Annotated in this window: 24 protein-coding genes and 1 pseudogene; 18 read left to right on the top strand and 7 right to left on the bottom strand. The window is 65.0% G+C overall.

Features of this window, described 5'->3' with window-relative positions; all coding sequences use genetic code 11:
- Positions 1–12: 12 nt before the first annotated feature.
- From trpM to trpA, 3 genes are all read left to right on the top strand, one after another.
- Positions 13–177, top strand: coding sequence for a tryptophan biosynthesis modulator TrpM (gene trpM / locus GFY24_RS43665; RefSeq protein ID WP_375336026.1), 165 nt, complete (start codon positions 13–15; stop codon positions 175–177).
- A 136-nt stretch (positions 178–313) separates the two neighbouring features.
- On the top strand, positions 314–1,546 hold the full coding sequence (gene trpB / locus GFY24_RS12140) for a tryptophan synthase subunit beta (RefSeq protein ID WP_153805086.1): 1,233 nt from the start codon (positions 314–316) through the stop codon (positions 1,544–1,546).
- On the top strand, positions 1,543–2,349 hold the full coding sequence (gene trpA, locus GFY24_RS12135) for a tryptophan synthase subunit alpha (protein ID WP_309230754.1): 807 nt from the start codon (positions 1,543–1,545) through the stop codon (positions 2,347–2,349). Before trpB ends, trpA begins: the two co-directional genes overlap by 4 nt.
- Positions 2,350–2,416: 67 nt before the next feature.
- Here trpA and GFY24_RS12130 read toward each other — a convergent pair whose 3' ends face one another.
- Complete coding sequence (locus tag GFY24_RS12130) at positions 2,417–2,590, bottom strand: hypothetical protein (RefSeq protein WP_153805085.1); 174 nt, start codon at positions 2,588–2,590, stop codon at positions 2,417–2,419.
- A gap of 64 nt (positions 2,591–2,654) precedes the next feature.
- Here GFY24_RS12130 and GFY24_RS12125 point away from each other — a divergent pair, with 64 nt between their 5' ends.
- The 10 genes from GFY24_RS12125 (at position 2,655) to GFY24_RS12080 (ending at position 11,229) form a co-directional block, all read left to right on the top strand.
- Positions 2,655–3,098: a hypothetical protein gene (locus GFY24_RS12125; RefSeq protein WP_153805084.1), complete on the top strand. Its 444-nt coding sequence runs from the start codon at positions 2,655–2,657 to the stop codon at positions 3,096–3,098.
- Positions 3,099–3,356: 258 nt separating this feature from the next.
- Positions 3,357–4,115, top strand: coding sequence for an alpha/beta hydrolase (locus GFY24_RS12120; RefSeq protein ID WP_153805083.1), 759 nt, complete (start codon positions 3,357–3,359; stop codon positions 4,113–4,115).
- 115 nt (positions 4,116–4,230) lie between these two features.
- Complete coding sequence (locus GFY24_RS12115; protein WP_153805082.1) at positions 4,231–4,515, top strand: putative quinol monooxygenase; 285 nt, start codon at positions 4,231–4,233, stop codon at positions 4,513–4,515.
- Between the two features lie 199 nt (positions 4,516–4,714).
- A complete protein-coding gene (locus GFY24_RS12110; protein WP_309230753.1) occupies positions 4,715–6,109 on the top strand; it encodes a sensor histidine kinase in 1,395 nt (464 codons plus the stop codon).
- A 62-nt stretch (positions 6,110–6,171) separates the two neighbouring features.
- Complete coding sequence (locus GFY24_RS12105; RefSeq protein WP_153805201.1) at positions 6,172–6,543, top strand: roadblock/LC7 domain-containing protein; 372 nt, start codon at positions 6,172–6,174, stop codon at positions 6,541–6,543.
- Positions 6,540–6,884, top strand: a complete 345-nt coding sequence (locus GFY24_RS12100; protein WP_309230752.1) for a DUF742 domain-containing protein — start codon at positions 6,540–6,542, stop codon at positions 6,882–6,884. The genes GFY24_RS12105 and GFY24_RS12100 overlap by 4 nt, the downstream gene beginning before the upstream one ends.
- Positions 6,859–7,476, top strand: coding sequence for an ATP/GTP-binding protein (locus GFY24_RS12095; RefSeq protein ID WP_153805080.1), 618 nt, complete (start codon positions 6,859–6,861; stop codon positions 7,474–7,476). The genes GFY24_RS12100 and GFY24_RS12095 overlap by 26 nt, the downstream gene beginning before the upstream one ends.
- Positions 7,473–8,699 carry a cytochrome P450 gene (locus tag GFY24_RS12090; RefSeq protein ID WP_153805079.1) on the top strand — a complete coding sequence of 409 codons (1,227 nt, stop codon included), beginning with the start codon at positions 7,473–7,475 and terminating at the stop codon, positions 8,697–8,699. The genes GFY24_RS12095 and GFY24_RS12090 overlap by 4 nt, the downstream gene beginning before the upstream one ends.
- Before the next feature lie 10 nt (positions 8,700–8,709).
- On the top strand, positions 8,710–9,930 hold the full coding sequence (locus GFY24_RS12085; protein ID WP_153805078.1) for a cytochrome P450: 1,221 nt from the start codon (positions 8,710–8,712) through the stop codon (positions 9,928–9,930).
- Between the two features lie 147 nt (positions 9,931–10,077).
- Complete coding sequence (locus GFY24_RS12080) at positions 10,078–11,229, top strand: lipase family protein (protein WP_153805077.1); 1,152 nt, start codon at positions 10,078–10,080, stop codon at positions 11,227–11,229.
- Positions 11,230–11,239: 10 nt separating this feature from the next.
- Here the strand turns inward: GFY24_RS12080 and GFY24_RS41080 are convergent, their stop codons facing one another.
- The 3 genes and pseudogenes from GFY24_RS41080 to GFY24_RS12070 all read right to left on the bottom strand — a co-directional run bounded on the left by GFY24_RS41080 (position 11,240) and on the right by GFY24_RS12070 (position 12,714).
- The gene (locus GFY24_RS41080; RefSeq protein WP_194852830.1) at positions 11,240–11,767 is read right to left on the bottom strand and encodes an RICIN domain-containing protein; all 528 of its coding nucleotides are present in this window, start codon (positions 11,765–11,767) and stop codon (positions 11,240–11,242) included.
- Between the two features lie 137 nt (positions 11,768–11,904).
- Positions 11,905–12,087, bottom strand: a pseudogene (locus GFY24_RS41850) (pyridoxamine 5'-phosphate oxidase family protein); the annotation flags it as partial.
- A gap of 12 nt (positions 12,088–12,099) precedes the next feature.
- On the bottom strand, positions 12,100–12,714 hold the full coding sequence (locus GFY24_RS12070; RefSeq protein WP_309230751.1) for a TetR/AcrR family transcriptional regulator: 615 nt from the start codon (positions 12,712–12,714) through the stop codon (positions 12,100–12,102).
- 94 nt (positions 12,715–12,808) lie between these two features.
- On the opposite strand from GFY24_RS12070, the gene GFY24_RS12065 reads away from it, so the two are divergent.
- Complete coding sequence (locus GFY24_RS12065; protein ID WP_153805075.1) at positions 12,809–13,747, top strand: metal-dependent hydrolase; 939 nt, start codon at positions 12,809–12,811, stop codon at positions 13,745–13,747.
- Positions 13,744–14,895, top strand: coding sequence for a hypothetical protein (locus tag GFY24_RS12060; RefSeq protein ID WP_153805074.1), 1,152 nt, complete (start codon positions 13,744–13,746; stop codon positions 14,893–14,895). Before GFY24_RS12065 ends, GFY24_RS12060 begins: the two co-directional genes overlap by 4 nt.
- A gap of 8 nt (positions 14,896–14,903) precedes the next feature.
- Here the strand turns inward: GFY24_RS12060 and GFY24_RS12055 are convergent, their stop codons facing one another.
- Both GFY24_RS12055 and GFY24_RS12050 read right to left on the bottom strand, forming a co-directional pair.
- Positions 14,904–16,088, bottom strand: coding sequence for a hypothetical protein (locus tag GFY24_RS12055; RefSeq protein ID WP_153805073.1), 1,185 nt, complete (start codon positions 16,086–16,088; stop codon positions 14,904–14,906).
- 146 nt (positions 16,089–16,234) lie between these two features.
- Positions 16,235–16,687, bottom strand: coding sequence for a MarR family winged helix-turn-helix transcriptional regulator (locus tag GFY24_RS12050; protein ID WP_153805072.1), 453 nt, complete (start codon positions 16,685–16,687; stop codon positions 16,235–16,237).
- 147 nt (positions 16,688–16,834) lie between these two features.
- Here GFY24_RS12050 and GFY24_RS12045 point away from each other — a divergent pair, with 147 nt between their 5' ends.
- The gene (locus GFY24_RS12045; RefSeq protein ID WP_153805071.1) at positions 16,835–17,140 is read left to right on the top strand and encodes a hypothetical protein; all 306 of its coding nucleotides are present in this window, start codon (positions 16,835–16,837) and stop codon (positions 17,138–17,140) included.
- On the opposite strand, the gene GFY24_RS41845 is transcribed toward GFY24_RS12045, so the two are convergent.
- The gene (locus GFY24_RS41845) at positions 17,137–17,406 is read right to left on the bottom strand and encodes a hypothetical protein (RefSeq protein ID WP_309230750.1); all 270 of its coding nucleotides are present in this window, start codon (positions 17,404–17,406) and stop codon (positions 17,137–17,139) included. The genes GFY24_RS12045 and GFY24_RS41845 overlap by 4 nt on opposite strands.
- On the opposite strand from GFY24_RS41845, the gene GFY24_RS41840 reads away from it, so the two are divergent.
- A complete protein-coding gene (locus tag GFY24_RS41840; protein ID WP_228566252.1) occupies positions 17,327–17,578 on the top strand; it encodes a hypothetical protein in 252 nt (83 codons plus the stop codon). The genes GFY24_RS41845 and GFY24_RS41840 overlap by 80 nt on opposite strands.
- Before the next feature lie 223 nt (positions 17,579–17,801).
- Positions 17,802–19,142: a lipase family protein gene (locus GFY24_RS12035; RefSeq protein ID WP_228566199.1), complete on the top strand. Its 1,341-nt coding sequence runs from the start codon at positions 17,802–17,804 to the stop codon at positions 19,140–19,142.
- Positions 19,143–19,154 lie beyond the last annotated feature (12 nt).

Below are 19,154 nucleotides of genomic sequence, written 5' to 3'. Positions count from 1 at the left end.
TAGGCTGCGGGCATGTCCATCAGTGTCCGTCTCGCTCCCGGTTGCCGCCCGCGCGGCTGCCGTGCGCCGGCGCGACGGGTGCTGGGGCGACGGGTTCGGTATGTGATCGGATCCGAACCCGGGCAGGTCAATGGGATGCGATGGCTTTGCGCGTCGCGCGCCGGGCGGGGTGTCTGAAGGAGCGGCTGCTCCCCGGCCCTGCCGTCTCCGCATCGAGGGTGTTCTCGGCTCGGCTGTGAGTCGTGGGCCTCGGCGCGCGGTTACGCGTACTCGTGACCCAATCCCATGACCGGGCATGCCCCAGGAGCAGATCATGATCAGTAAGTTCTTCATACCCGACCCCAAGGGTCGAATCCCCAGCGCCGCAGGGTATTTCGGCGATTTCGGCGGCAAATTCGTTCCGGAGGCGCTGGTCGCCGCCGTCGACGAGGTGGCCGCGGAGTACGAGAAGGCCAAGGTGGACCCCGATTTCATCGCGGAGTTCGATGGTCTGCTGGCCGACTACGCCGGTCGCCCGACCGCGCTCACCGAGGTGCCGCGATTCGCCGCGCACGCCGGTGGTGCGCGGGTATTCCTCAAGCGTGAGGATTTGAACCACACCGGCTCGCACAAGATCAATAATGTGCTGGGGCAGGCGCTGCTCACCAGGCGGATGGGCAAGCGCCGGGTGATCGCCGAGACCGGTGCGGGTTCGCACGGGGTGGCGACCGCGACCGCCTGCGCACTGTTCGGGCTCGAATGCACCGTCTATATGGGCGAGGTCGATACCAGGCGGCAGGCGCTCAATGTGGCTCGCATGGAAATGCTTGGGGCGGAGGTCATTCCGGTGCGGTCCGGATCGCGCACGCTCAAGGACGCCATCAATGAGACGTTCCGGGACTGGGTCGCCAATGCCGAGACCACGCACTACATTTTCGGCACGGTAGCCGGACCGCATCCGTTCCCCGCCATGATCCGCGATTTCCAGCGGGTCATCGGTGCCGAGGCCAGACGCCAAATACTCAGGCGCGCAGGGCGTTTACCCGATGCGGCGGTGGCCTGTGTCGGCGGCGGCTCGAATGCGATCGGGCTGTTCCATCCGTTCCTGGACGATGCGGCGGTGCGCCTGATCGGTTGTGAGGCAGCCGGACACGGTGTCGAAACCGGTGCGCACGCGGCATCGCTGACGGCGGGTGCGCCCGGCATCCTGCACGGTTCGCGCTCATTCGTACTGCAGGACGATGAGGGTCAGATCACCGAACCCTGTTCCATCTCAGCTGGTCTGGACTATCCGGGTGTCGGACCGGAGCACGCCCACCTACACGATATCGGCCGCGGCGAATACCGTCCGATCACCGATGACGCTGCCATGCAAGCATTTCGGCTGTTGTCCGCCACCGAGGGCATTATTCCGGCCATCGAGAGCGCACACGCATTGGCCGGGGCCCTCGAGGTCGGTCACGAGCTCGGCCCGGACGGACTGATCCTGGTCAGTCTCTCCGGTCGCGGCGACAAGGATATGGACACCGCCACCGGATACTTCGCCCAGCGGGAGGGTTCGAAGTGAACGCGCAACTGCTGACCGACACCCTCGCCAAGGCCGCCAGCGAGAACCGGGCCGCGCTCCTGGGGTATATGCCCGCCGGTTTTCCGACCGTCGACGGCGGTATCGCCGCGATGAACACGATCCTGGACGCCGGGGCCGATGTGATCGAAATCGGTCTGCCGCACAGTGATCCGGTGCTGGACGGCCCCGTCATCCAAACCGCCGACGATATCGCCCTGCGCGGCGGCATCCGGATCAAGGATGTCCTGCGCACGGTGCGCGAGGTGTACCGGGCCAGCGGGAAACCGGTGCTGGTGATGAGCTACTGGAATCCGATCCAGCGCTACGGTATCGAGCGATTCACCACCAAATTGGCCGAGGCGGGCGGTGCGGGCTGCATCTTGCCCGATCTGCCGGTGCAGGAATCGGCGGTATGGCGTGCGCATGCCGATAAGCGCGTTCTGGCAACGGTTTTCGTGGTCGCACCCAGTAGTACCAATCAGCGACTTGCCGAAATCACCACCGCAGCATCGGGATTCGTCTACGCCTCCGCCGTGATGGGCGTCACCGGCACCGGGCAATCCGCCGGCGCCGCGGCCGATACCCTGGTGCACCGCGTCAAGGCCACCACCGATCTCCCGGTCTGTGTCGGCATAGGCATCTCCACCCCCGCCCAGGCCGCCACGGTCGCGGCCTTCGCGGACGGTGTGATTGTCGGCTCGGCCCTGGTCAAGGCCATCCTCGATGCACCCGACCGGGACGCCGGGCTCGCGGCCGTCCGCGAACTGACCGCCGCACTCGCGGAGGCCGTTCGCGGGCGCTGACACTCACGTCGTCGCGGGCCGGGCAGGCCATTCCCGGCCCGCGACGCACCCGAGCCGGTGTTCGCCGTCAGCGAATGCAGGTGGTGCCCGCGGACAGCGTCCCCAGTACGCATTCGGGATGCTGCACCGACCCGAGCCCGTCACCGACGTACGGGTAGATCGCGGTCAGAAACCCGTAAACGGTATCCACGACCAGTCCCACTCCCAAGCCAGTCCATACCGACAAGATATTGGGGTCCATGTCGGCCCAGCGTAGTCCCGGCTTCGAGGGGCGCGGCGCGGCGAGTTCTGGTTGTATCCCGGCTATGGCATTGCATATGAGCGCGGACGGGGATTGGCACATCGGTGACGACCCCCTCGATCTGGATCCGTTCCTGCGTGAGATCGGCGCGGAGGGTTACTCGATCCACGAGGTCAGACACTCCGTCTGCGACCACTGCGAAGCCACCGTCTTCGGCGTCTCCGGCGACCCCGGCGCCGGCACCATCCGCCGCGAATGCCGCTCCTGCGCCACCACCCACTTCATCGCCGGCTGCGGCGCCGACTGGTCCGATTCCCACGCCGAACCCATGGTCTGCGACTGCGGCACCACAGACTTCAACATCGCCGTCGGCTACTCCATGTACTCCGAAGGCACCGGCATCCGCGCCCTCTCAACAGCCGAACGCTGCCTCTCCTGCGGCCGCATCGAATCCTTCACCGGCTGGATGGTCCGAGGCGGCGAACTCCACCTCCTCGACCAAGCGTGACGGCTGAGCCGCATAGACGGCTCCGATCATGAGGACCTCCGGAATACCACCGGACAGTCCTCATGGTCCATTCAGAATTGGGGTGGACGGGGCGGTGGGTGGGTTGGTAGCGTGCTGTTCGCCGTGATTCGACGTGAGGAGGTGGGACCCTTGAATGCTGTATCCATGTGGGTGCTCCCGCTCTGTTCACGGTTGAGCGATTGACGTAGGTGTCGCTGGGAGTGCCTGGAACGCAGGGCAATTCCGAGAGGCATCATCATGAAGTTTATTTCCGAGGCATCTGAGAATGGTGTCGTCGAACGCGGTTTCACCATGGGTGAGATCACCGGCGCGCTTTGGTCGCCGGAGGCGAATTCGGTTGGGGCACCGCTGATTTTGAGTGGGCATACCGGCGGATTGCATAAGAAGGCGCCGGGGCTGGTGGCCAATGCTCAGTATCTGGTATCCAATTGCGGGTATACCGTTGCCGCCATTGACGCACCGGGACATGGGGATCGGCCGCGCGATGCGGTGGATGAGGCGGCGCGGGCGGCTTTTCAGCGGGCGCATGCGATGCAGGAGCCGATGGGACCGCTCATTACCGAGTACAACTCCGCGCTGGCCGAGCGGGCGGTGCCGGAATGGCAGGCCACCATCGACGCACTACAGGAGCTGCCCGAAATCGGGGCCGACGCACCGATCGGATTCGCCGGGGTGACACTCGGATCCGCGATCGGATTGATGCTGACTGCGGTCGAGCCCCGCATCACCGCAGCGTCTTTCGGCCCGGTATTCGCCTACGACGCGCTGTTGGAGGCGGCGGGAAAGATAACCATCCCGGCCGAATTCATTATCGCCTGGGATGACGACGGGATCGACCGGCAGCCCGAACTGGCATTGTTCGACGCCTGCGCGTCCCTGGACAAGTCGATGCACGCCTTCCCGGGCAGGCACAACCGAATGCGCGGCTTCGAACCGAGCGACCGCGCCCGGTTCTTCGCCCGCCATCTCGGCTCGGCCGCGGTGACACCAGCCTGATGTGAGCGCTGAGCGGGTGCCGGTCCACCACCGGCACCCGCTCACCCGATTGTCTTGTCCGCCAACGCCCGCCCTACGCTGCGACAGACCGTTTCCAACCGAGCAAAGGATTCGCATGGTGATCGTCGCAGGCCACATCATGGTGGACCCGCAGCAGCGGGATTCCTACCTCGCGGATTGCGTGGAAGTGGTGGAACACGCGCGCGATGCGTCTTGTCTGGACTTCTCGCTCGCCGCGGATCTGGTCGATCCCGCTCGCATCAATATCTTCGAGCGGTGGAAGTCGCGGGCCGCGGTCGAGGCATTCCGGGGCAGCGGCCCCTCCGAGGCGCAGAATGCGCAGATCCGCGCGGCATCGGTTGCCGAGTACGACATCTCGGATGTGCGGTCGCTCAGCTGAACCCGAAGCCGCGACATCGGTGATCCGAGCCCTCACTTTGAGGGGATTGCAAGCGAAAGTGTCGCTGAGATAACGGAATAGGTATGTTATGGGCTACGGTCGGCGTGTTTCGCGAGTGCGCTCGACCCCGGTGTAGCCGACAGGATTGACGAAACCCCATATGGCCGTGATGTTTCTCTGGATAACTGTTTCTCTACTAGTGGTCGCCGTGGCGGCGGCCGGCTATGCGGCAGTGCGCGTCCGCGCGGAGCGGGCGCGCGCCGATCAACTGGCCGCGCAGGTGCGCGGCTGGGAGCAATTGCTCGAACAGCTTGTGCGCAAGACGCTTCCGTCGGTCACCGAATCGATTCGGCGACCGGGCATGCCGATCACCGGCACCGAAAGCCCTCCGGGACTGGAGCAGTCGAATATCGCTCCGCTGGTCTGGCAGACCGTCGAATACTTCGCCGAGGATTTGCGCCTGCTCTGGGCCGAAGCCTCGGAGCAGGGCAAACGCGAGGTCGAGGCGCAGGCCCGGCAGGCAATCGCCAAGGCGGAGCAGGCCGTTCGCGATGAGGCGCAGGCCGCGCGCGATCACGCGCAGGGCGCGTCCCGCGATGTGACCGGCGCGGCCGTGCGCTCGTTCGGCACCTCGGTGGTCAGCCTCGGCGCGGACGTCGGCAAGGTGGTCAGCTCCGCACTGCGCGAGCATCGCGATGACGCGGTCTACGAGACGCTGATCCGCATCGATCACAGTGTGCAGCAGATGATCCGGCAGGCGCAATCGTATGTGATCGTCAGCGGTGGTCTGCCCGGCCGGCGCTGGCCACAGCAGTCGGTGACCGATGTGGTCGGCGGCGCGGTCGGCCGCGTCCGCGACTATCTGCGGGTCCGCACCACCCAGGCCGACCGCGTGGTGGTCAGCCGTGTGGTGGAGCCGCTGGTGCATACCGTCGCGACCCTGCTGGACAACGCGTTGCGGTACTCGCCCCCGACTTCGTTCGTGGACATCAGCTTTCAGGAAGGCCACCACGGCGTGACCATCCTGATCGACGATGCCGGGGTGCGCATGAACCCCGAGCAGCTGGAGGATGCCCGCCAGGTGCTCGCCGGTGAACGCGCGGTCGACATTCTCGAACTCGGTCCCGCGCCGAAGATCGGTTTTCCGTCCATCGCGGCGCTGGTGCGCCGCTACGGATTCAGCGTGTACGTGGACGGCCCGAACGCCTACGGCGGCGTGCGTGCCATGGTCTTCATCCCCGAATCCCTTCTGGTCGCACCGCAGGACGTGCCGGAGCTGCCCGCCGTGGCAGCGACCGTCGTCACCCCGGTGCGGGAGCACACCGTGGAAGAAGAAGAAATCATCGCCGCAGCCTTGACCGCGAGCGGACTCACCAAACGGCGGCGGCGCACCGTGGTGCAACCCAGTGGCCCGACCTCCGCACCCATGCCCGCACTGCAGGCGGCACCCAGCCCGCCGCAGGCGCTCGAACCGGCGCCCGCGCCGACGCTCCAACTCGCTCGACCCGATATCGCGGTGGCGTGGTACAGCGGTTCGGTCGCCGGCCGTACCGCCGCAGCCGAAGCCGACCAGACCGAAGGGAAGATCTCGTGAACACACCGATTGCGGCTGACCCGCACGCCGCTCCCGCCGATAGCACCAACCGACTAGGTTGGATGCTCGCCGATCTAGATATCCCGGGGGTCCGGTTCGCGGTGCTGCTCTCCGAAGACGGCCTGCGAATCGCGCACTCGGGCAATATCTCCAAGGACAATTCCGAACGTTTTGCCGCCGCGGCCTCCGGCCTGCGCTCGCTCGGCAAGGCGCTCGGTGAATTCTGTGGTGGCCCGCAGGATCGCGTGCGCCAGAACGTCACCGAATACGACGGCGGGATGATCTTCATTACCGCCGCCGGCGAGGGCGCTGTCATCGGCGTGTCCACCACCCCGGAGGTCGATGTGGCGCTGGTCGCGCATCGGCTCAACGAGCTGGCCGCGCGGGTCGGGCACGAGCTCGGCGCCATACCGCGCGGTGGCGCCCGGCCGTGACCGGACCGCGGCGGGATCCCGATCTGGTCCGGGCCTACGTGCGCACGGGTGGGCGTTCGCGTCCCACCCGGCAACTGGACCTGGTCACCGTGATCGTCGCCGCCGAACTCGCACTGCAAGGCGGCTCGCCGGATGCGCGCAGAATCTGCGCGCTCTGCCGAGACGCCTTGTCGCTGGCCGAGATCGCCGCACACCTCGACCTACCACCCTCGGTGGTGAAGATCGTCGTCGCCGACCTACTCGACAGCGGTCACCTGATAACCCGGACGCCCGTACACACCCTGCCGGACGTCAGTTTGCTGGAAGAGGTTCTGAATGGGCTCCGTGCCCTTGCGGTCTGAGTCGACGCCCCCCGGCGTCGACTATCTGGCCCCCACCGTCGTCAAGTCGGTAAAGCTTTTGGTGGCAGGCAATTTCGGCGTCGGTAAGACCACGTTCGTCGGCAGCGTCTCGGAGATCAAACCGCTACGCACCGAGGAGACGATCACCGAAGCCAGTATCGGCGTGGACGATATGGCCGGACTCGGCAGTAAGACGACCACCACGGTCGCCATGGATTTCGGCCGTATCACCTTGAATCCCCAACTGGCGCTTTATCTTTTCGGTACACCCGGACAGCAGCGGTTCGTCCCGCTGTGGGAGGAACTGGCCCTGGGCGCACTCGGCGCGCTGGTACTGGTGGACACCCGGCGCATCGAACAATCCGATGAGGTGCTGGCCGTGCTCGAACAGCGCGGCGTGCCATATTCGGTGGCGGTCAACGAATTCGAGGGTGCCAAGCGCTATCCGCTCGACGAGATCCGCGATGCGCTGGACCTCGCCGAAGGCACCCCGCTGACCGCACTGGACGCACGCGATCGGCGTACGTGCGTGCAGTCGCTCATCACGCTCGTCGAATACCTGTTCCAATCTCGCCAGGAGTCACGGATTTGACCACATCGACCGGTCCCTATGTCCTAGTCGACGGAGCGCAATTCCCGTTGTACACACAGGAATTCGCCTCCGACCCGCACGGGCACTACCGCGAGATGCGCCGCCGCTACGGTTCGCTGGTGCCGGTGCAGATGGCCCCGGGCATACCCGCCACCCTGGTGATCGGCTATCACGACGCCGTGCGGATTCTCAATGATCCCGAGCATTTCCCGGCCGATCCGCGCATCTGGCAGCAGAATGTTCCGGCCGACTGCCCGGTGAAGCCGATGATGGAGTGGTATCCGAATGTGCTGCGCAATGCCGGTGATGCGCATCGGCGGTACCGGCAGGCCAATGTGCACGCGGTCGACGGCGTGGATCTACATGGGCTGCACGCGATTGTCGAGCGCGAAGCGACGCCGCTGATCAATACGTTCTGCGAGAGCGGATCCGCGGAGCTGATCAGTCAGTACGCGTTCCCGCTGGTTTTCGCCGGACTCAATGACATGCTCGGCTGCCCGCCGGAGATCGGCCAGCGGGTCGCGGCGGGTATGGCGGCACTATTCGACTCCGTGGACGAAAACGCCGAACTGGGCATGCAATTGCTCAGTGGCGCACTGCTGGAGCTGATCGAGCTCAAGAAGCGCGAGCCCGGCGACGATATGGTGACCCGGCTGCTGCAGCACGGTGCCGGACTCGACGACACCGAGATGCTGGCGAACATCATCAGCCTCTACGGCGCGGGTCTGGAACCACAGCAGAATCTGATCATCAATACCCTGCGGCTGATTCTCACCGACGATCGCTTCGCCGGTGATGTGCTCGGCGGAAGTCTCTCCACCCGTGACGCTTTGGACGAGGTGCTCTTCAACGACCCGCCCATGGCGAACTTCGCCATCTCCTATCCGCGCCAGCCCATGCTCATCGGCGAGACCTGGCTGCCCGCGCATCAACCGGTCGTGATCTCGCTGGCGGGCTGCAATAACGATCCCGCGATCGGCGGCGGCGAGCGCATCGGCAATCGCTCGCATCTGGCCTGGAGTCTGGGACCGCATGCGTGCCCGGCGAAGTCGGTGGCGACGCTGGTGGCGCAGGAGGCGATCGACCAGCTACTGGACGCGCTGCCCGAGCTACGTCTCGCGGTGCCGGTGGATGAATTATCTTGGCGGGCAGGACCGTTCCACCGCGCGCTGGCGGCGCTGCCGGTGGTCTTCCCCGCGAGTCCGCCGTTGAATGTGAAGTAGGAGAGCTGTTTTGACGATCGAACCCCTGGCGCTGGACCTCACCGGTGTCGACATTCAAGGCGAGAACGCCCGCATCCGTGCCCGTGGACCGGTGACCCTGGTCGAGTTGATGGGCGTACCCGCCTGGTCGGTCACCGATGCCGATGTGTTGAAGCGACTGCTGGCCGATCCACGCGTGTCGAAGGATCCGGTACAGCACTGGTCTGCCTTCGGAAATGGTGAGATCACCCCCGAGTGGCCGCTGTTCCCGTGGGTCGCGGTGGCCAATATGTTCACCGCCTACGGGGCCGATCACCGCCGCCTGCGCAAGCTGGTCTCGCCCGCGTTCACGCATCGCCGCACCATGGCGTTGCGGCCGCGGATCGAGGAGATCGTGGCGAACCTGCTCGACGGGCTGGCCGCCGCGCCCGCGGGTGAAATCGTCGATCTGCGTGAGAGTTTCGCGTATCCCGTGCCGATCCAGGTGCTCACCGAACTCATGGGTGTGCCCGAGGATCGCGAACCCGCGCTGCGTATTTGCGTGGCCCGGTTCTTCGATACCGAGATCACGCCCGAGGCCGCCGGGGCCAACTACGTCGAAATGTTCGGTCTCGTCGAGGAACTCGTCGCGTTCAAGCGCGACAACCCGGGTGACGACATGACAAGTGTGCTCATCTCGACCCGCGACGAGGACGGCGAGCGGCTCACCGAGAAGGAAATGGTCGACACGTTGATGCTCGTCATCAACGCCGGGCACGAGACGACCGTAAACCTTTTGGACCAGGCCATTTTCGCGCTTCTCACCCATCCCGAACAGCTGGCCGCCGTCCGCGCGGGCGAGGTCACCTGGGAAGATGTCATCGAGGAGACGCTGCGCTTCGAGGCCCCCGTGGCCCATCTACCGCTGCGCTACGCGGTGGAGGACATCGAGATCGACGGCATCCGAATCCCCAAGGGCGACGCCATTCTCGCCTCCTACGCCGCCGCCGGTCGCGACCCGAAGGTGCACGGCGACACCGCCGAATCCTTCGACATCACCCGGGTGAACAAGGATCACGTCGCATTCGGCCACGGCGTGCACCACTGCATCGGCGCACCCCTGGCCCGCCTGGAAGCGAGCATCGCCCTCCCGGCGCTGTTCAACCGCTTCCCGGACCTGCGTTTCGCCACCGACCCGGCCGATATCGCCCCGGTGATCGGCTTCATCTCCAACGGCCACCGCGAACTCCCGGTCCGCCTCACCGCCGAGTAGCCCGCGCGTCGGCACAGCTGATTCACGCGATCCCGATCAGCGGGATCATCTTCATCAGCTGTGCCGGTCGCCGACGCCTCGCCGCCTACCGGGCTAAGTTGTAGCGAACAAGGGTGACCGTGATCGACTCCGACACCGGGGAGTGGCATGCGAGCGCGAATTGTTTTCCCGATATTGGCGGCCGTGGTCGTCGCGGCATGCGGAACATCCACCGATACGGCCGAGGTGAAGCCGGCCGGGACGCTGGTCTCACAACGGCCGCTGGGTGCGCTCGAGCCCGCCTTGTCGGCGGCCGCGTCGTCGGCGACCTATATCCGATATCAGTCGACCTCACCGGCGGGTAAGCCGATCGAGGTGTCGGGTGCGGTATTCGTGCCCAAGGGTGTGGCTCCGGCCGGGGGCTGGCCGGTGGTTGCCTTCGCACACGGCACCTCCGGTGTTGTAAGTGCCTGTGCGCCAACCAATTCACCGACGTTGTTCGGATCGGCTCCGGCGGTGGAGCAGCTGCTGGCGGGCCAGCGCGCGGTGGTGATGACCAATTATCAGGGGCTCGACGGTCCGGGCGCGGCTCCGTATGCGGACTCGCAGTCGTCGGGGTATGACGTGCTGAACTCGGTGCGGGCCGCGCACGCCACCGGGCTGGCGCTGGGTGCGGAAACGGTGCTCGTCGGCGCGTCCCAGGGTGGGCGGGCGGCGGAGTCCGCCTCTGAAACCGCGAAATCCTATGCGCCGGAACTGAATATCCGCGGCGTACTACTACTGTCCCCGGCGCTGAAGATCGAATTCACCGAACCCGTTCGCACCGGCGGCCTCAATGTTCCCGAGCAGTATCTGATCCTGCCGTATCTCGTCGAGGCCGTCCGCTACCACGATCCCGGATACAGCTACGACCGCGTCCTGCACGGTGATCTGCTCACCGCCGCACCACATTTGGAGTCGAAGTGCAGCGGCGAGCTGACCGCCGACGACATCTCGCTCGGCTTGGCGGCCACCCCCGCCGAGGTCCGGTTCGTCGATGATGCTGCCGCCCAACCCTTCTCCGATCTCCAGTCCCGGACCAATCTGCCGAAGTCCGCTACTGCCCTGCCCACCTACATAGTTCGTGGCGATGCCGACAAACTGGTGAGTACCGCCTGGTCCACCGCGGCGATCACCGAAATGTGCGCACTCGGTACCCCGGTTCACGATCTCGTGGTTCCCGGTGGCCACGGTGCCCCGGCCGAGGTGGCCGGGCAATGGCTGAACTGGGTCGGCGATATATTCGCCGGCGCATCCTTCGAATCAACCTGTCCGCGGTGACGATGCCGCCTCAGTGGCCGACGACAACCAGTACGAATTGCTGGGTCGTATTGTTCTGCGCCGGACGACTCACCACGCCGTAATCCTTCTCGACAATCTCATGCGCGTCGACATACCGATTACTGGAAACCTGTTGCATGGCGTACTTCCCGCCACCGATGGATTGAATGCGCCACTGCTGCGTCGGGTTGTTCTGAACGGGCCGAGTCACCAGGTGGTAGTCCAGCGATTCGATCTCATGCGCGTCCAAGTAGCGATGGCTGCTGACCTGCTCCACCGTCCCCGTCCCGGTCCCGCTGTCATCCCAGTGAATCCGCCACTGCTGACTGACATCTCCCTGCTTCGGCCGGGTGACAACGTTGTAATCGTGCGTCCCGTCATTCCACGCATCGAGATACCGGCCACTGGAAACCTGCTGAATCGTGACGACATCATCCGGCTGCGCGGCATTCGCGGTCGCGGGCGAAATCACGACGCCGACAGCCGTCAGCGTCCCGAAAAGAATGCCTGCTTTCGCGCGGCTGATGAAGTGTGTCAATTCAGAGTCTCTCTGTTCGAAGTGGTCGTATCCCTGTCCGAACCAATGTTCGAGCAAAAGCGACCGCCTCGGAACGCACCCTGAGGAGTCCAATCCACCTCGGGGGGTGTGGAAATCGCCCCCGAGAGTGGCCGGAATCAGGCGAGTCGCCAGCGGGTGGCACCGTGCGGTTCGGTGAGCGCCACCCCGACCGCCGCGTGAATCGTGAATCGGTACAGATACCAGGGCCCAGGTCCCGCACTCTGCGCGCTGTACGGAGCATTGACTACATCCCCGGAACGCTCTGCGGGCCAACCGCCTTCGCGATAGACAGCGGTCACGCACCGGTGGCGTCAGGTGCTGACTACCGCCTGAGCCATGATGGCCGATCCCATCCAGCGCCGGAGGTAGGCGCGGAGTTCGTCGGGGGTGCGGGGCGGGTTGCCCGGGGAGACGAAGAAGGATTGCATTGTGCGAAGCATGTATTCGACGACGTCGTGCAGGGCGGCGTCGTCGTAGCCGTAGCTGGCCCAGTCGACGTCGAAACGCTTGATCATGGTCATGCCGAAAGCTTGGGCCTCGGCGGAGGTGATGCCATTGGGGTCGGCGGCGGAGTAGGTGGCGGTGAGCAGGATCCCGAGGTGGGGGGTGCTGTCGATGCCGGTGAGGGTGAAGACCACCGCTTCGGTCGTGGCTTCGACCGGATCCCGCAGTCCGCGAACCACTTCGGTGAGTCGATCCAGGAAGCCGTCCACCGAGGCGATCGCGGAGGCGCGCATGAGGGCGTCGGCGCTGGGGAAGTAGCGGTACACGGTCTGGCGGATGACGCCGAGTGACTCCGCCACGTCGGCGATGCTGATTTCCGAGCCGGTACGGCCGATGAGTTCGACCGCCGCGGCGACGATTCGCCGAGACGCCTCTTCATCGCTGTCCGGTGGACTGCCGCCCCACCCGCGCCTTCTCGCCACAAAACCCGACGTTAGCACGGTGTCGCGCGCCCGTTGCCAGGATTCTTACGCAAACATACACACGAACACTCCGATGTATGTTTGTATGGTTGCTATGACGGATCTGATTGTGCGGAAGATGAATTTCGCCTTCGAGGACTACGACGTGCCCTTCCTCTGGAACGAGGAGAATCCGGCCTTCTCGAGCATGGCTAATGCCGTGTCGTTCCTGGCCATCGGTTTCGAAAAGATGATCGTGAAGATGATCCTGCAGACGAAATCGCTGATCACCGATGCCGCCGTCGCCGAGGAGGCGGACGCGTTCATGCGGCAGGAGGGGCAGCATTCGACCGCGCACCGGCAGCATGTGCGCGGGCTCATCCGGAGCTATCCGGGGCTGCAGCAGACTCTCGACGAGGTGATCGGCGAGTTCGACCGGCTCACCGCCGAGACGCCGCTGAACTACCGGCTCGCGTACACCGCGGACCTGGAGGCGACCTTCACCTCGGTGTTCAAGCTGATGCTCGACAACGAGGCCACGCTGTTCCAGCCCGGCGACGATCGCGTTGCCTCACTGTTCATTTGGCACTTCGTCGAGGAGGTCGAGCATCGCAGCTCGGCGCTGATCATCTTCGATTCCGTTGTGGGCAGCGATCTTTACCGCATGCGGATGGCGCCGTCCATCTTCCGGCATGTGCTCAAGGTGGTCAGGATCGCCTGCGCGGGCTTCAATGAGCATGTGCCACTGGAGGATCGGAAGGTCGACGCGCTCGCCATGTTCGGCAGCTACCGCAATAAGCAGCATCTGCGACGGTTGCTGCCGCGGCTACAGCCGCAGAACAGCGGGCCGATGCTGCGCGCCTTCGACGATCTGCCGCTCGGCGAACAGCTGATCGCGTTGAAGGGGATCATTCGCAGTCAGCTGCCCAAGCACAATCCCGCGACCGAGACCTTGCCCGCGCTGGCCGATGTCTGGTTCCGCCGCTATGAGGCCGGGTACGACGTATCGCACTGGTACACAGCCGATTCCGTCGGATCGGAAGCCAAGCAATGACCGAACACTGCTCCCCCACCTTCGATCAGCTCGCGCATTCCCTCGGTTTCTCCTGCGAGGAGGCGGGCGGGCCGGTCGAGTTCCGCAACCCGTTCGGCCTGGAGAACTGGACCCTGCCGATCCTGGAAACCACCATCATCCTCGGGTCGATCTTGGCATTGGTGCTGGCGGTAATCCGCTTGCGCCGCAATGGCGATCCCACCAACCTGGTGCTCTGGTTCGGCGCGACCGCCTACCTGTTCATTATCGAACCGCCGCTGTACTTCCCCGCGGCCTTCGGCATCCAAGACCATGTCGACACCATGTTCGCCCACAACGTCTTCACCGTCGACTTCCTGTGGGGCCGCCTTCCCCTCTACATCGTCGCCATCTACCCCTTCATGGCTACGGTCGCCTACGAAATCGTCCGCATGCTGGGCGTTTTCCGCCGTCACGGCGCCTTCCTGGGCGCGGTCTGCGTGGGCTTCGTGCACCACGCCTTCTACGAGATCTTCGACCACCTGGGCCCCCAGCTCCGCTGGTGGGAGTGGTCCACCACCAACTCCCTCAACCTGCCCATGTTCGACTCGGTCCCGCTCCCCAGCGTGGTCGTCTTCGCCGCCCTCTGGCCCATGTCGCTGGCCTTCTGCGTCTACTGGTTCGTGGGCCGCAAGGTCGACGCCGGTGAGCACTTCACCGGTCTCCGATTGCTGTGGCGCACAGTGGTAATCGGGCTCCTGGCGTCCCTGGGCACCTTCATCCTCCCGCTGCCGGCAACCGTCTTCGGCGCGGGCAGCGATACGGTCCGGGGCATCCTCTACGCCGCCGAACTAATCCTCCTGACGGTAGTAGCCATTCCCGTCCTCTACCGCCAATGGCAACACCTACGCCACTCCCCCGAATCCCCGCACTACACAAACACTTTCATCCGCTGGTACAGCACCCTCTACCTGGCCGTCTTCGCCCTGCTCTGGGCCACCGCCCTCCCCGACTTCCGCAACGCCACCAACGGCCTGACACCGAACGGCGACCCGATAGGCAATCCCTGGTACACCGTCGCCTGCTTCGCAATCGCAATCCTCTGTGTAGCAGCAACATTCACCACATCCCCGCACAAATCACCCGCCGGTGCCGACAACCAGGTCGAGCCAAGCCAACAATCAGCCTGACCCGGCGCTCAGAGATGGAAGGTGGTGGTCGTGATGGCGTGTAGCGACCACCACAGCAGGGGAACAGGAATCGCGACGGTGAGCAGGGCGACCAGGACTATCGCGCGCGCGTAATACCGGGCGACCAGATGGTACAGCATCGCCTCCAGGAACAGCACGAACACGCTGATCGCGACGACTCCGGTGGCGGCCCACACCGCGGCCGGTTGATAGGTGAACCGGGCCACGGTCCAGCCGAATAGCAATAGCACCGGCAGCGCGAGAATCAGCCAGAAGAAGGCGCTCACCAGCAAGTTCACCGCTTGCAGGGCGGGATCGAACTCGCCCGACCCATCCACCAGTTCCGCCGCCAGCGTCCGGATTCGAGACAGTTGCACGATCGCATGACCGGCACCGGCCAGCGCGGCGGCGAACAACAACGTGCGGTATCCGGTCGTGACATCACCGGATGAATCGAGCGACGAACACCAGAACCACACCGCGGGAAACCACCCGGCAGCGACCGTCAACGCCAGCCCGAGCATGACTTCCGGTCTGGCGCCGAGCCTTTCGCGCATATACCCGGCGGGCAGCGCACGGCGCGTGTGACGGAACAACCGGCTGAGCGAGAACAGCACCGCGATACCGATCAACGGTGTCAGCGCCAGCCAGTGCGCGGGCTCCAGGAATGTCGAGACGAACGCGAGCAGCACACTCGACGACCACACGACGAAGGGCGGGCGAGTGGCGGCCGACCACATGCCGTCGGCCTGCGCGATCCGCGGATCCACCTGCGCGGCACTCGATGCCCGAACCGCTGCTCCGGCATAGTCTTCCGGATCCCAATCCGGTTCCCACTCCCCCTCCGGCTCGGTCCACTCGCCGGCATACGCGGAGCCCGGACACAGCACCGGACTGTCGTCGGCGTGGTAGTCGTACTCGGGATCCAGCATGCCGTAGTCCCGCATACCCGACATTCGCGCCGTGATCGCGAGCCCATGCCAGTGCTCATAGCAGAACGGGTTCGGGCATTCCGGATATGTCGGATCGTCGAAGTCGTATCCGGTCATGGGTTCGCCGTCGCGCATACTCTCCTCGACGAGCGTGTCGATCTCATCGAGTACGCGCAGTACCGGATCGGGGCGCGGCGCACCGGCATCCTCGGCGCGCCGCCCGATCGGGCGCGACCACAGATCATCCCCCTGAGCATTCACGTGCCGATAGTAGGTCGCGACACCGACGCCCGAAACCCGATAGTGCCGTGAATCAACGACCCGGGTCATCGTCTCGCTGAGGCGAACCCGCCGATCGGAGACGGTTCCTCAGTCGGAGTCCGTATGAGGTCACCTCTGTTCGATGATCAAATAGCTCGATCGGCCTCGAGATTGGCGATCGCCTGCCGAACCGCGCTGCTCAGCGCGTCCCGGCGGGTGTCCGAAAAGCCTTCGGTGGCAATATCATTCACCTCGCGCGCGGCCGATTGCAGCGCATCGCGCAACTCCCGGGCACGGTCGGTGAGATGAATCAGCGCCCGCCGTCCGTCCGCCGGATCGGGGGTGCGCTCGATCAGCCCGTCCCGCTCCATGCGCTTGAGCGTGTGCGCCATGGTCGATTGGTCGATGCGGACCCGCTCGCAGAGTTCGTTCTGCGTGAGCCCCTCCTGCTCGTACAGCGCGAGCAGCTGCGCGAATTGCCCCGGCACCACTCCGTGCTCGGCGATTCGGTCACGCAGCGCCTGTTCCATGAGCCGGGCGAGATGGTTGATCCCGTATCCCAGTGAGGAACTCCGGTTCAAGGTCGCGCGCGGTTTCATCACGCCAGATTACATTGCAAGCCATGTACCTACCAGTTCACTCCGAAAGCCGGGGCGGGAATTCGCTTTGCGGGCCGGATGACCGGGTGTTAGCGTTCCCCCCGGTCGGACCGACTGGTTCGATTGGAACGGTCTCGGGGGGTTCCCATGTTCAATTGGTATGTCGGTCTGCTCGCGCTCAGTGGCGTCATCATGCTCGCCCTGGCGGTGGTGAAGAACGGGCAGAGCAGCCCATCACGTCTACTCAATGCCCTCTTCGGTGCGGCATTCCTCGGCTACGCCGGGTATCTGGCATTCCTGTTCGACGGCGGCTCATACCTGGTCTTCTTTCAGGCGTTCATCGTCCCGGTCATAATGGTGGTCAACTTCTTCCGCAATCGCACGCCCGCGCCGAAGCTGACCGATACCCAGAAGGCCTGGCGCGAATACCAGCAGTCGCAACAGCAGCCCTAGCCGGTCTCCGCTGTCGACTGCATGGGGAAACCGTGGCGGCGGGCGGCGACTATCACCAGCAGGGTGGGGGCCAGCAGGATCACCGCGAGTACCGGCATCACCGTGAAGGTCACCTGCCATCCGACCGCGTCACCCAGTAGCGTCCCGAGCGGAATACCCGGCGAGAGCGCCAGCGGTATACCCGCCATGACGAAGGCAATCGCCTTGCCCTGCAATGACTCTGATGCCGGACGCCGAGCGTACCCGGCCAGTAGCGCCCAGACCACGCCCGCCGCGATGCCCGGTGCCGAGGGCGTAGGCGGTCACCAGTTGGCCGGTCGCGGATTCTCCGACATGAAGATCGGCGCTCATTCCGGGCAATACGCCGACCGGCAGCGCCTCGGTGAGGACCGTAATGAAGGCCGCCGTGGTCAGGGCCGCCAACGACGGAATCGGTAGTCGCGGCGCGTCTTTCGACGTGATCTCGGGGCGGTTGAGCTCGATTCGATTCGCCATGACCGCATCGTCGAACCTTGACATCAGGGCGAAGGTCAAGTCTCGGGGATTTAGAGCCTTGACGGTGCAGGGTGATCCCATTCACACTACCAATCGGTAACCGGACGCTTCTGTCCGGTATCCGGGCATCGGCACACTGAATCGTGCCGCCCTGGGGAGGGGAAATATGAGACAGCGGTCCGGCAAGCGAAATCATTCGAAACGAGTACGCGCGATCACGCCCATGGTGTCGGCGGTCGCGGTGCTGTCATTGGCATTCACCGCGGCCCCCGCACCGAAGGCGCAGGCGGCGTGGGATTCGTTCTACGACTACCACGGCAGCACGTCGCTCTCCGATATCGAACCCGGAACCGTCCTTGCCACCAGGACTCTGGCGTATCACCTGGCCGGTTTCAGCATGCCGATCACGGCGGTGCAACTGCTGTTCCGGACCACCGACGCCCTATACCGACCCGCCGCCGGAGTCACCTCGATCCTGCTCCCCCCCGGCGGTGGCGACACCACCAAAGCTGTTGCCTACCAATCGTTCTACGATTCGCTCAGCCCGGAGCACAGCCCGTCGCGGTCGATCGCCGGTGATACCAGCCTCGGCAGCATGGTGCTCACCTCGGAGACCACGGAGATCGCGCAGATCATCGCGCGCGGCTACGCGGTCATCATCGCCGATACCGAAGGCCAGCAGGCGGATTTCGCGGCCGGACCCGAATACGGCATGACCACCCTCGACTCGATCCGGGCGGCAACCCACTCCGCCGAGACGGACCTGAACCCCGACACTCGAATCGGACTTATCGGATACTCCGGCGGCGCGATCGCCACCAACTGGGCCGCCGCGCTCGCACCCGAGTACGCGCCCGAGGTCAATGCGAATATCGTGGGCGCGACCGAGGGCGGTGTACTGGTCGATCCGGGCCACAACCTGCGCTACATCAGCGGCAGCGTCGGCTGGTCGGGCGTGGCGGTTATGGCGATCATCGGTATAGCCCGGTCGTACGAGATCGATTTCACGCCGTATCTGAGCGATTACGGAATTCAGCTCCGCGACACGCTGGCGCATCAGTCGATCGCCAGTGTGCTGTACATGTATCCGGGCCTGACCTGGCAGCAGCTGGTCAAGCCGGAGTACGCCGACCCCAATAGCGTTGCGCCGTTTGTCGCTACGGTCGACAAGATCAATCTCGGGTCCGCACCCACCCCGACCATCCCCATGTATATCGCGCAGGGCGCCAACGGCACTCTCGAAGGCACCGACGGCGGCAATCCGACCGTCGGCCCCGGCGATGGCGTCATGCTGGCCGGCGATGTCCGCTCCCTCGCCCGCCAATACTGCGAAACCGGTAACCCCGCAGTCGAATACCACCAGTACGACACGCTCAGCCATGTCCCGACCCTCGCCATGTGGACTATGGGAGCGGCGGCCTGGCTGGATGCCCGCTTCGCCGGAATCCCCGCCGGTTCGAGTTGCGGCGCGATCGCACCCGGAAACTCGCTCGCCCCGGATCTCTGATCCGATCAGGCA

The sequence above is a fragment of the Nocardia sp. SYP-A9097 genome (genome assembly GCF_009649815.1).
Taxonomy (GTDB): Bacteria; Actinomycetota; Actinomycetes; order Mycobacteriales; family Mycobacteriaceae; genus Nocardia.
This window is presented reverse-complemented; position numbering and strand designations above follow the sequence as displayed.

What these genes read in the sequence shown, in the direction of transcription:
- GFY24_RS12115 (WP_153805082.1), top strand. Translation starts at nt 4,231, where the DNA reads ATGGTGATCGTCGCAGGCCACATCATGGTGGACCCGCAGCAGCGGGAT.
- GFY24_RS12095 (WP_153805080.1), top strand. Translation starts at nt 6,859, where the DNA reads ATGGGCTCCGTGCCCTTGCGGTCTGAGTCGACGCCCCCCGGCGTCGAC.
- GFY24_RS12105 (WP_153805201.1), top strand. Translation starts at nt 6,172, where the DNA reads ATGCTCGCCGATCTAGATATCCCGGGGGTCCGGTTCGCGGTGCTGCTC.
- trpB (WP_153805086.1), top strand. Translation starts at nt 314, where the DNA reads ATGATCAGTAAGTTCTTCATACCCGACCCCAAGGGTCGAATCCCCAGC.
- GFY24_RS12050 (WP_153805072.1), bottom strand. Translation starts at nt 16,687, where the DNA reads ATGAAACCGCGCGCGACCTTGAACCGGAGTTCCTCACTGGGATACGGG.
- GFY24_RS12065 (WP_153805075.1), top strand. Translation starts at nt 12,809, where the DNA reads ATGACGGATCTGATTGTGCGGAAGATGAATTTCGCCTTCGAGGACTAC.
- GFY24_RS12120 (WP_153805083.1), top strand. Translation starts at nt 3,357, where the DNA reads ATGAAGTTTATTTCCGAGGCATCTGAGAATGGTGTCGTCGAACGCGGT.
- GFY24_RS41840 (WP_228566252.1), top strand. Translation starts at nt 17,327, where the DNA reads ATGACGAAGGCAATCGCCTTGCCCTGCAATGACTCTGATGCCGGACGC.
- GFY24_RS12035 (WP_228566199.1), top strand. Translation starts at nt 17,802, where the DNA reads ATGAGACAGCGGTCCGGCAAGCGAAATCATTCGAAACGAGTACGCGCG.
- GFY24_RS12125 (WP_153805084.1), top strand. Translation starts at nt 2,655, where the DNA reads ATGGCATTGCATATGAGCGCGGACGGGGATTGGCACATCGGTGACGAC.
- GFY24_RS12045 (WP_153805071.1), top strand. Translation starts at nt 16,835, where the DNA reads ATGTTCAATTGGTATGTCGGTCTGCTCGCGCTCAGTGGCGTCATCATG.
- GFY24_RS12060 (WP_153805074.1), top strand. Translation starts at nt 13,744, where the DNA reads ATGACCGAACACTGCTCCCCCACCTTCGATCAGCTCGCGCATTCCCTC.
- GFY24_RS12130 (WP_153805085.1), bottom strand. Translation starts at nt 2,590, where the DNA reads ATGGACCCCAATATCTTGTCGGTATGGACTGGCTTGGGAGTGGGACTG.
- GFY24_RS12080 (WP_153805077.1), top strand. Translation starts at nt 10,078, where the DNA reads ATGCGAGCGCGAATTGTTTTCCCGATATTGGCGGCCGTGGTCGTCGCG.
- trpM (WP_375336026.1), top strand. Translation starts at nt 13, where the DNA reads ATGTCCATCAGTGTCCGTCTCGCTCCCGGTTGCCGCCCGCGCGGCTGC.